The sequence below is a fragment of the Saccharopolyspora sp. NPDC050642 genome (assembly GCF_040654735.1).
In the GTDB taxonomy this organism is placed as follows: Bacteria; Actinomycetota; Actinomycetes; order Mycobacteriales; family Pseudonocardiaceae; genus Saccharopolyspora; species Saccharopolyspora elongata.
This window is the reverse complement of record NZ_JBFAIN010000066.1, coordinates 17,604-27,946: the sequence shown is the minus strand read 5'-3', so window position 1 is coordinate 27,946 and position 10,343 is coordinate 17,604. Positions and strand designations below refer to the sequence as shown.

The window sequence follows — 10,343 nt, the reverse complement described above, 5'->3', positions numbered from 1 at the left end:
CACTCGACAGGGTGTGGGAGAGTAAGACACCGCCGACACATTATTTGAGAAGGGTCCCTTCTTTCCTGGTTTTCCCGGGAGAGAAGGGACCCTTTTTATTTGCATCGACGGAGATTTCATCGGGTGGCGGACGGCCGCGGTCGCGGCCGAACCACCACCCGTCCAAGGCTCAGGAAGCCAGCTTGCGTCGGAGGAGTTCGAAGCACAGCACCGCCGCGGCGCTGGCGACGTTGAGCGATTCCACCCCACCGGCCATCGGAATGGACAACGGCTGGGCGACTCGCGCCTGCACGTCTTCCGAAAGCCCGGCGGTTTCGCTGCCCAGCACGAACACCGCGCGCGGTCCGAAGTCGGCGTCGAAAATGCTCTCCTTCGCGGAGGCTTCGAGCGCGAACAACGGGTAGCCAGCCTCGGTCAGCAGCTCCGCGGCCTCGCCGGCGGTGCGGGTCCGCAGGACCGGGGCGTGGAACGCCACTCCGGCCGAAGCCTTGATGACCAGCGGGTCGAGGCTGGCGACGCCGCGGTGCGGCACCACGATTCCGTCGATTCCGGCCGCGGTCGCGGTGCGCAGGATCATGCCTACGTTCGCCGGCGTCGTCAGACCGTCGAGCAGCAGGATGGTTCGCGGTGCGTGCGCGGGGTCGGCGAGCGCGTCCGAGAGCGGCCGCATCTTCCGCGCCACCACGTCGGCCAGCACGCCCTGGTCGTGCCGGCCGTTCCCGGCCAGCACCTTCACCCTGTGCGCGCTTGCGCGCTGGACCCGCACCGCGCGGTCGGCGGCAGCCTCCTGGATCTCGTCGATGATCGAGCCGCGCAGCCCCTCGGCGAGGATCACCTTGTCCACGCGCAGGTCGTAGTCCGTCAACGCCTCCAGCACCGGCTTGCGGCCGTAAACGGTGACGAATCGATCTTTAGGGGAAACTTCGCTGGTCACGCTTCCAAGTGTCACATGCTCCGCCGCGCCCTCCTCGACTGGAACCCCTCGGGATCCGGCGGCTCGTGTGCCAGGATCGCGGACATGTCCGATCGTCTCTCCGCAGTCGACGCCTCGTTCCTCTACCTGGAGGACTACACGACGCCAATGCACGTCGGTGGCGTCGCGGTGTTCCGGCGCCCGCGCACCGGGTTCGACTACGACAAGGTGTTGGCGCTGATCGACCGCCGGCTGGGCTTGGTGCCGAGATACCGGCAGCGGGTGATGCAGGTTCCGGGCGGGTTGGTGCGTCCGGTGTGGGTGGACGACCAGGACTTCGACATCACCTACCACGTGCGGCGGTCGGCGCTGCCGAAGCCGGGCAACGACGATCAGCTGCACGACCTGGCCGCGCGGCTGATGTCCCGCAAGCTCGACCCCACCCGGCCGCTGTGGGAGATCTACCTGGTGGAGGGGCTGTCAAAGAACCGGGTGGCGGTGATCACCAAGACGCACCAGGCGATGGTCGACGGCATCGGCGCGATCGACATCGGCCAGGTGATCCTGGACGTGGAGCGCGACCGGCAGGTTCCGGACGCCGATGAGCTGTGGATGCCGCGCCCGGAACCGAGCCTCGCGGAGCTGGTGGTCGAGGCGATGACCGACGCCGTGCAACGTCCCGGCGAGGTGGTGGAGAACGTTCGGGCGGCGGTGGTCGACGCCACCGCGACGGTCCAGAAGATCACGCGGGCTCTCGGCGGTGTCGCCTCGGCGCTGCGCACCGCGGTGGTCCCTGCGCCGAGCGGGCCGTTGAACGCGCCGACCTCCACGCAGCGCCGGTTCGCCGTCGCGCGGGCCAAGCTCGACGACTTCCGCGCCGTCCGCCAAGCTCACGGCAGCACCGTCAACGACGTGGTGCTGGCGGTGGTGACCGGCGCGCTGCGGAACTGGTTGTTGTCCCGCGGCGAAGTGGTGTCGCCGTCGACGACGCTGCGCGCGATGGTGCCGGTGTCGGTGCGTTCCGACGATGCCGAGGCGCGCGCGACGTACCCGGAGACCGGCAGCCTGCCGGTCGGGTCGGTCGGCAGCAAGGTGTCGGCGTACCTGGTGGATCTGCCGGTGGGCGAAGGGAATCCGATCGTCCGGCTGCACCAGGTCGGCCATGCCATGCGCGCGCACGCGGAGTCCGGGCAGTCGGTGGCGGCCGGTGCGCTGGTCAAGGTGTCCGGGTTCGCGCCGCCGACCCTGCACGCGCTGGGGGCACGGGTCGCGAACCAGTTCTCGGACCGATTGTTCAACGTGCTGGTGACCAACGTTCCGGGACCGCAGGTGCCGTTGTACGCGGCGGGAGCGAGGATGATGGAGATGTTCCCGGTGGTGCCGTTGGCCAAGAACCAGTCGCTGTCGGTAGGCGTTACCTCCTACGACGGCGGCGTGTACTTCGGGTTGAACGCGGATCGGGATGCGATGCCCGACGTGGACGTGTTGGCGGCGATGATCGGAGAAGCAGTGGACGAGATGATCGGGACGGTCGACGCATGAGGGTTTACCTGCCCGCCACGGTGCCGATGTTGCGGCGACTGGTGGAGGAGAAGCAGTTGCAGCCGCTGGGTGGGACGGCGTTCGCGTTGACGCCGGCGCTGCGCGAGTCCTACGCCAGTGGCGACACGGAGGAGCTGGAGTACGCGGCGATGCGTGAGGCCGCTCGGGCGTCGCTGCGGTTGATCGGTGGTGACCTGGGCGCGGGCGAGAAGGTCGAGCTCCGCCGGGTGGTGATCTCCGCCGATGTCGACGACGTGACGCTTCGGCCCGATCTGGACTACGCCGTGGTGAAGGTGTCCGGGCCGGTGAAGTGGAAGAAGATCGCGGCGGTGCACGTGGACGCCACGGAAGCGGAGGACGCGGTGCGCGCCGCGGCGGAGGTCATCGACGCCGCCGACCTCGGCGATCCGGACGCGGACTTCACCCTGGGCGAGGCGGAGGACCACGAACTCGCCTGGTACGCCCCGCAAGAGGTGCCGTTCCTGCTGGAGCTGATGTAGCGACCGGGTAGGTGCGGCCCGGGCGAGTCGCGCCTCGGGCCGCACCGCGGTTTCAGCGCTTTTCCTGGACCTGGTCGGCCGGCGGCACGGTGATCTGGACCGGCTTGCCCCAGTCGCTGTAGCGCACCGTCATGGTCGACTCGGGGATCTGCTGGCCGGCCACGGTGAGGGCGGGCGTGGTCGAGTCGGCCTTCAGCGGCAGGCCCTCGGCGTCCACCCACACGGTCTGCTTGAGCTCGGTGACCCCGGCGTCGACCAGCGCCTGGAACGCCGGCTTCTCCTCGGGCTTGGCCTCGGCGGCGGCCGCCTTGAGGTCGGTGACGATCTCGTAGCGGGTCGCCTCCTGGCCGTCGACCTGCTCCTTGGCGCTGGAGATGATCTTGGACCCGGGCGGGAGCATGGACTCGAAGTCGTTGATCTTGCCCAGCTGGCCGAGCTGCTGCGCCATCGAGTCGTTAGCGGACATCTTCAGCCACGGCTTGCTCGGGTCACCGGAGAGCTGGGCCAGTTCCGGGCTCTTGATGTACATCCCGTCCTTGGTGAACACCATCTCGGTCGCCCCGGTGCAGGCCATCTCGGTCTGCGCGATGTCGAGCTGGCACTTCGTGGAGCCGAGGGCCTGGACGGCGCCGGTGCCCTCGAAGGACACCGTCACGGTCTTCTTCGCGTCCATGCTGGACTTCGCCGAGCTGATCAGCGACGAGATGTCCTTGAACGGCGAGCTGGAGCTCTCGGTCTGCTCCTGACCCGCGTTGCCCGGGTTGGCTGGCGTGCCGCCCTGGCTGCAGGCGCCCAGGGTGATCGCCAACGCTGCTGCGGACAGGGCGACTGTGGTGCGGCGCACAGGATTTCCTCTCTGCATGAAGATTGCAATGCCTGAAAAGTAACAGTTCTTCATGCCTTTTTCGGGCGTTTTGCGGGAAGCGCGGTCACCGCGGCGCCTGCGGCGGCAGGGCGTCGAAGACGCCGATCTGCCCGGCGGGCGGGACCGGGATGTCGGCGGGGGCGCCCCAGTCGCGGTAGGTCGAGGTCAGCGACACCTCGCCGGCCTGGGCGACCTCTTGGTCGGCGGCGAACCGCGCGGGCAGGCCGGAGTCGTCGAGCCACAGCTGGTAGCCGAGTTCCGGCTCGCCGGCATCGGCGGCCTGCCGGAACCGGTCGCGCTGCTGCGGATCGTCGGCCACGTCGGCGGCCTGCGAGGTGATGATCCGCAGCTCGTAGCGGGTGGTCGGCTTGCCGTCGACGGTGTCGGGCGCGCTGGTCTGGATGCGGGTGGCGGGTTCGACGCCGGTGAAGGCGGCGCGCGGGTCGACGGCATCGTGCAGCTGGTCCAGCGCGGGGCCGAGGAGCTTGTCGCCGAAGTCGGCGCCACCGGGCGTGATCTTCAGCCAGGGCTTGTCCGGCTCGGGCCGCACCAGCGGGGTCCGAAGGTAGCCGACACCATCCATGATGGACAGTGAGAGGTGCTGCGACGACCGGTTCCCGGGCGTTCTGGTCTGGCCCTCGAAGGCGAGATCGGCTTGCGGACCCCGGTAGCGGACGGCGCCTTCGGCGGTCAGTTCGCCCACCAGGCCGAGGCTTCCGCGCACGCTGCTGTGCACGCTGCCGCGTTCGCTGATCTTGTTGATGACCTGCGACAACATGGCATCCGCTCGCGGGCGGGGGTCGGGGCGGGCGGCCATCAGCGGCCAGGGCTGCGGAGGTGGTTCGGCGCCGCAGGCGCCTAGCGCGGCGATCAGGGTGAGACCGGCGGACAACACCGCGGTCCTGGTGCTGGCTCGTGGCATCGGGCGAGCTCCTCGGGCCGTGTCAGCGTGCGGTGGCCGAATCGTCCGCGCGGTCAAGGGAAATCCGCATCGGACGCCGAGATCCACGCTAACAACGAAGTCGTCACGCCACAGGGGACGATCGAGCCTCGTTCGGGGGATCAGGCCTCGTCGAGCCCGGCCCGGGAGCGCAGCAGGCGCCGCAGCGAGGCGAGCTGCTCGACGCTGCCGCCGTCGGCGGCGTAGGTGTCCAGGTGGCAGTCCGGATCGTCGGAACCACCGAGGTGGCCGCAGTTCGGCGGGCATTCCTCCGCCGCCTCGGCGAAGCCTTCGAACGCGGCGATCACGTCGTCCGGGGTGACGTGCGCCAGGCCGAACGAGCGGATGCCCGGGGTGTCCACCACCCAGCCCCGGCCGGGCAGCGGCAGCGCGACCGCCGAGGTCGAGGTGTGCCGGCCCTTGCCAACGCCGCTGACCTCGCCGGTCGCCCGGTCGGCCGCCGGCACCAGCCGGTTGACCAATGTGGACTTGCCGACGCCGGAGTGGCCGACCAGCGCGGACACCCGGTCCGCGAGCAGCGCGCGGAGTTCCTCGGGTTCGCAGTCCTGGCGGGTGATCGTGATCGGCATGTCCAGGGAGGAGTACGTGGCGATCCACTCGCCGGGATCGGCGAGGTCGGCCTTGGTCAGGCACAGCACCGGCGTCAGCCCGCCCGCGTAGGCGGCGACCAGGCAGCGGTCGATGAAGCCGGGCCGCGGCGGCGGATCGGCCAGCGCGGCCACGATGATCAGCTGTTCGGCGTTGGCGACCACGACCCGCTCGTACGGGTCGGTGTCGTCGGCGGTGCGGCGCAACACGCTGGTGCGGTCGTCGACCCGCACGATCCGGGCCAGCGTGTCGGGCTTGCCGGAGATGTCACCGACCAGGCCGACGCGGTCGCCGACCACCACCGGCGTGCGGCCGAGCTCGCGCGCCCGCATGGCGGTGACCAGCCGGTCCGGGTTCCCGTCCAGCGCGCACGTCCACCGGCCGCGGTCGACCGCGACCACCATCGCGGCCGCCGCGTCCTCGTGCTTGGGGCGCTGCTTGCTGCGCGGACGGCTGCCCCGGCGCCCGGGGCGCACCCGCACATCGGACTCGTCCAGATCCCGCCAACCGCGCTTGCGCATCAGGCCGCCCCCGCGCTCACGCCGATTCCCCGAGCATCGCCGCCCACATCCCGGGGAAGTCGGGGATCGTCTTGGCGGTCGTCGCGATGTCCTCGACGACCACGCCGGGCACCTTCAGCCCGAGGATCGCGCCGGCCGTGGCCATCCGGTGGTCGGCGTAGGAATGCCAGCTCCCGCCGGTCAGCGGCCGCGGCTCGACCAGCAGCCCGTCCTCGGTCTGCTCGACCGCGCCGCCGAGCTTGGTGAGCTCGTTCTGCAGCGCGGCGAGCCGGTCGGTCTCGTGGCCGCGCAGGTGCGCGATGCCGCGCAGCCGCGAGCGGCCGGTCGCGAAGGCGGCCAGCGCCGCGACGGTCGGGGTGAGTTCGCCGACGTCGTGCAGGTCGATGTCGACCGGGGTGAGCTCGGCGGGGCCGGTGACGGTCAGCCCGGCCGCGGTGCGCTCCACCTGCGCGCCCATCCGGCTCAGGATGTCGCGGATGGCGTCGCCGGCCTGCGTGGTGTGCGTCGGCCAGCCGGGCACGGTCACGGTGCCGCCGGTCACCGCCGCGGCGGCGAGGAACGGGGTGGCGTTGGACAGGTCGGGTTCGATCTCGACGTCCAGCGCGCGGATCGCGCCCGGCGCCACCCGCCAGGTGTTCGGCTCCCGGTCGTCGACGTCGACGCCGGCGGCGCGCAGCATCGCCACGGTCATCTCGATGTGCGGCAGCGACGGCACCGGCTCGCCCTCGTGCAGCACCGTGACGCCCTGCTCGAACCGCGGCGCGGAAAGCAGCAGCCCGGAGACGAACTGCGACGACGCGGACGCGTCGATGGTGACCGTGCCGCCGGTGAGCTTCCCCGTGCCGTGCACGTCGAACGGCAGCGCGCTGCCGCTGATGTCGGCGCCCAGCTCGCGCAGCGCGTCGAGGACCGTGCCCAGCGGCCGCTGGCGGGCCTGCGGGTCGCCGTCGAAGGTGACCCGGCCGTCGGCCAGGGCCGCCACCGGCGGCACGAACCGCATGACCGTGCCGGCCAGGCCGCAGTCGACCTCGGCCGGTCCCCGCAGTTCGCCCGGCGCGACCTGCCACGAGCCGTCCGGCCCGTCCTGGATCTCGACCCCGAGGGCGCGCAGCGCCCCGGCCATGAGTTCGGTGTCCCGGCTGCGCAGCGGGGCGCGCAGCTTCGACGGGCCGTCGGCGAGCGCGGCGAGCACCAGCGCGCGGTTGGTGATGGACTTCGAACCGGGCACCGGGACGGTCGCGTGCACGGCGCCGCGGGCGACCGGAGCAGGCCAGAGCTGGGTCATAGGGCAATGATCCCCCACCCGGCTCCCCGATTTCAGCGGCGGGGGCAATCCGGCCATGCCGCTCGCCTGCGGCGATGCGGCCTGACAGGATGAGGAAGACCGCTCGACCACGAGGCGATGGAGGTCCGACCAGGCATGTGCGGCAGGTACGCCTCCACGAAGGACCCGGGCAAGCTCGCGGCGGAGTTCGCGGCGCTGGACGCCACCGGCGGCGCCGCGCCGGGAGCGGATTTCAACGTCGCGCCGACCAAGAACGTGTTCACCGTGGTGCAGCGGCATCCCCGAGACGATGCCGGTGAACGCGAGCTCGATCGAACCGAGCGCACCATCCGGGTGATGCGGTGGGGCCTGGTGCCGATGTGGGCGAAGGACAAGTCCATCGGCAGCCGGATGATCAACGCGAAGTCGGAGACGGTGACGACGAAGCCGGCCTTCCGCACGTCGATCAAGCGCTACCGGTGCCTGCTGCCCGCAGACGGCTGGTACGAGTGGAAGCGCGAAGGCGGCCGCAAGCAGCCGTTCTTCATGACCTCCCCGGACGGTGCCAGCCTGGCGATGGCCGGGATCTACGCCACCTGGCGCGATCCGCAGGCCGAGGACGCGCCGCCGCTGGTGACCTGCTCGGTGCTCACCACCAGCGCGCTCGGGCAGCTGTCCGAGGTGCACGACCGGATGCCGTTGCTGCTGCCTGCGACGGCGTGGGACGAGTGGCTCGATCCGGACCAGCCGGACGTCGCCGACCTGCTCGGCGCGCCGTCGCGGGAGCTCGTCGACGGCCTGGAGATCCGCCCGGTGTCGACCGCGGTCAACAACGTCCGCAACAACGGCGCCGAACTCCTGGAACGCGTGTCGCTCGATGCGCAACCGCAGGCGGTAGGTTTGGACCCGGAAGCGAAATGAGCGGTTCGGGCGCGGGGTGAGTTCTGATGTGTGGTCGGTACGCCGTCCGGCACGACCCGGCGGCGCTGGCCGAGGAATTCGCGGCGACGGATCGCACGGCCGGGGCCGTCGGCGCGGACTTCAACGTGACGCCGACCAAGACGGTGCCGATCGTCGTGCAGCGCGGCGCCGAGCGCAGCGTCCGTCCGGTGCGCTGGGGCCTGGTGCCGACCTGGGCGAAGGAGATCGGCAGCGGCCCGCCCATGATCAACGCGCGTGCCGAGTCCATCACCACCAAGCCCGCCTTCGCGGACTCGGCGCGGCGCCGCCGCTGCCTGATGCCCGCCACCGGCTGGTACGAGTGGCAGCCCGGTGACCAGCGGCGACAGCCCTACCTGTGCGCTCGCGGGGACGGCGAGAGCCTGGCGATGGCCGCGGTGTTCTCCGCGTGGTGGGCGCCGAACTCGACCGACCAGCCGGTGGTGACCTGCGCGGTCGTCACCACCGATGCCGTCGGCGAGCTCGCCGGCATCCACCACCGCATGCCGCTGGTGCTGCCGAGGCACCGCTGGGCGGACTGGCTCGATCCGCAGCGCACCGAGATCGCGGACCTGCTGGAACCCGAACCGGAGGTGCTCGCCGAACTGGCGATCCACCCCGTCTCCACCGAGGTGAACAGCATGCGCAACAACCATCCTGACCTGCTGGAACGAGTCGAACCGGCGCCCGCGCCCGCCGAACAAGCCGCGTTGTTCGAGTCATGACCAAGGTCGAGGTCGAGACGCCGCACGGCCTGGCCAGGGCCGAGCTGCACTGCGCGGAGGAGGGGCGCGCCGCGCTGCTGCTCGGGCACGGCGCGGGCGGTGGGATCGCCGCGCCCGACCTGGTTGCGGTGACGCGGGCCGCGACGGAAGCCGGCGTGCACGTGGCGCTGGTCGAGCAGCCCTACCGGGTGGCCGGCCGCCGGGCGCCCGCCCCGGCCAAGCAGCTGGACACGGCCTGGCTCGCCGTGGTGGAGGACCTCGGCGAGCGCTGGTTCGCGGATCTCCCGCTGATCTTCGGCGGCAGGTCCTCGGGGGCGCGCGTCGCCTGCCGCACCGCGGAGGCGGGCGCCGCGTCGGCGGTGCTGTGCCTGGCGTTCCCGGTGCACCCGCCCGGCAAGCCGGAGAAGTCGCGGCTGGGCGAGCTCGACGGGGTGGAGGCCCCGGTGCTGGTGGTGCAGGGCGAGCGGGACGCCTTCGGCCAGCCGGAACCGTCGCACAACCGCGAGGTGGTGCTGGTGCCCGGCGACCACTCGCTGAAGGCCGACGTGGACGCCGTGTTCCGCGCCGCGCAGGAGTGGCTCGGCCGGATTCTCCGCCTCATGGACTAGCACTCGAAATAGTTGTGACCGGGGGCACGATTCCGGCGGCCGATTCGTCCGCTCGAAAGCGCCGCGTTGCCGGTTCTGCCCGGATGCCGCAACATCGGTGCGGTACTGCGGGGATTTCTTTCTCCCGATCGCCTGGATTCGCGGTCGGGGTGTGAATCGCTCTGCGAAAGCGAATTCGGCTGCGATCTCGTCGATGCTCCCGGACAGGAGGAATGCCCCGGCCTGTCCGGGCTCCGGTGCGGCTGTTGCGCGGCAGCCGCACCAACGCCCGGGGGAGCGGCCCGTCCGCTCCCCCGGGGCGGTCAACCGGCGATGTCGGCGACGCGGGCGTCGAGCAGCCGGACCAGGTCGTCGGCCGCCAGCTCGAGCTCCAGGCCGCGCCGTCCCGCGCTGCAGTAGATCGTGTCGAACCCGGTGGCCGACGCGTCGATCACGACCGGGAGCCGTTTCTTCTGGCCGAGCGGGGAAATCCCGCCCGCGACGTAGCCGGTGGCGCGTTCGGCGGCGGCGATCTCGGCCATCTTCGCCTTCTTCCCGCCGACGGCGGCGGCGAGCGCCTTGAGATCGAGCTGGCCGGTGACCGGCACCACGCCCACGGCGAGCTTGCCGTCGACCTCCGCGACCAGCGTCTTGAAGATCCGCTCCGGCGGCTGGCCGAGCGCCTCGGCGGCTTCCAGGCCGAACGACTCGGCGCGGGGATCGTGTTCGTACGCGTGGACTTGGTGCGGGATGCGCCGCTTGCTCAACAGCGCCGTAGCCGGGGTGCCCTTGCCTGCCATGAGCGTCACTTTAGAAGGCCGGAATATCTCCCGGCGCCCATTGCGTTGGACGGGGCGTGACGATGGACTCGACGAACACCTGCGTGCTGGACCGCCCCGAGCGTGCGCCGCTATCACCACCGGGAAATAGCAGGCGAG

At 71.2% G+C, this 10,343-nt stretch carries 11 protein-coding genes; 5 read left to right on the top strand and 6 right to left on the bottom strand.

The window, feature by feature from the left end; genetic code table 11:
* Positions 1-169 precede the first annotated feature (169 nt).
* Positions 170-934 (bottom strand): RNA methyltransferase, encoded by a 765-nt coding sequence (locus AB0H93_RS42910; protein ID WP_358582387.1) that lies wholly within the window; start codon positions 932-934, stop codon positions 170-172.
* A gap of 84 nt (positions 935-1,018) precedes the next feature.
* Between AB0H93_RS42910 and AB0H93_RS42905 the strand changes: the two genes are divergently transcribed.
* Together AB0H93_RS42905 and AB0H93_RS42900 are read left to right on the top strand one after the other, a co-directional pair.
* Positions 1,019-2,455, top strand: a complete 1,437-nt coding sequence (locus tag AB0H93_RS42905) for a wax ester/triacylglycerol synthase family O-acyltransferase (protein ID WP_358582384.1) — start codon at positions 1,019-1,021, stop codon at positions 2,453-2,455.
* Positions 2,452-2,955: a hypothetical protein gene (locus AB0H93_RS42900; RefSeq protein WP_358582382.1), complete on the top strand. Its 504-nt coding sequence runs from the start codon at positions 2,452-2,454 to the stop codon at positions 2,953-2,955. Before AB0H93_RS42905 ends, AB0H93_RS42900 begins: the two co-directional genes overlap by 4 nt.
* 52 nt (positions 2,956-3,007) lie before the next feature.
* Here the strand turns inward: AB0H93_RS42900 and AB0H93_RS42895 are convergent, their stop codons facing one another.
* The 4 genes from AB0H93_RS42895 to aroA all read right to left on the bottom strand — a co-directional run bounded on the left by AB0H93_RS42895 (position 3,008) and on the right by aroA (position 7,175).
* Entirely contained in the window at positions 3,008-3,799 is a 792-nt protein-coding gene (locus tag AB0H93_RS42895) for a hypothetical protein (RefSeq protein WP_358582379.1), read from the bottom strand.
* An 85-nt stretch (positions 3,800-3,884) separates the two neighbouring features.
* The gene (locus tag AB0H93_RS42890) at positions 3,885-4,742 is read right to left on the bottom strand and encodes a hypothetical protein (RefSeq protein ID WP_358582377.1); all 858 of its coding nucleotides are present in this window, start codon (positions 4,740-4,742) and stop codon (positions 3,885-3,887) included.
* Between the two features lie 140 nt (positions 4,743-4,882).
* Positions 4,883-5,890, bottom strand: coding sequence for a ribosome small subunit-dependent GTPase A (gene rsgA, locus AB0H93_RS42885; protein WP_358582375.1), 1,008 nt, complete (start codon positions 5,888-5,890; stop codon positions 4,883-4,885).
* A 16-nt stretch (positions 5,891-5,906) separates the two neighbouring features.
* On the bottom strand, positions 5,907-7,175 hold the full coding sequence (gene aroA / locus AB0H93_RS42880; protein WP_358582372.1) for a 3-phosphoshikimate 1-carboxyvinyltransferase: 1,269 nt from the start codon (positions 7,173-7,175) through the stop codon (positions 5,907-5,909).
* A gap of 135 nt (positions 7,176-7,310) precedes the next feature.
* Between aroA and AB0H93_RS42875 the strand changes: the two genes are divergently transcribed.
* Genes AB0H93_RS42875 through AB0H93_RS42865 form a run of 3 tightly spaced genes read left to right on the top strand, consistent with a single transcriptional unit; the run spans position 7,311 to position 9,426 of the window.
* Positions 7,311-8,075 carry an SOS response-associated peptidase gene (locus AB0H93_RS42875; RefSeq protein ID WP_358582392.1) on the top strand — a complete coding sequence of 255 codons (765 nt, stop codon included), beginning with the start codon at positions 7,311-7,313 and terminating at the stop codon, positions 8,073-8,075.
* Positions 8,076-8,101: 26 nt separating this feature from the next.
* Positions 8,102-8,818, top strand: coding sequence for an SOS response-associated peptidase (locus tag AB0H93_RS42870; protein ID WP_358582370.1), 717 nt, complete (start codon positions 8,102-8,104; stop codon positions 8,816-8,818).
* Complete coding sequence (locus AB0H93_RS42865; RefSeq protein WP_358582368.1) at positions 8,815-9,426, top strand: alpha/beta family hydrolase; 612 nt, start codon at positions 8,815-8,817, stop codon at positions 9,424-9,426. Before AB0H93_RS42870 ends, AB0H93_RS42865 begins: the two co-directional genes overlap by 4 nt.
* Before the next feature lie 302 nt (positions 9,427-9,728).
* Here AB0H93_RS42865 and ybaK read toward each other — a convergent pair whose 3' ends face one another.
* The gene (ybaK, locus tag AB0H93_RS42860; protein WP_358582365.1) at positions 9,729-10,205 is read right to left on the bottom strand and encodes a Cys-tRNA(Pro) deacylase; all 477 of its coding nucleotides are present in this window, start codon (positions 10,203-10,205) and stop codon (positions 9,729-9,731) included.
* Between the last annotated feature and the right edge of the window lie 138 nt (positions 10,206-10,343).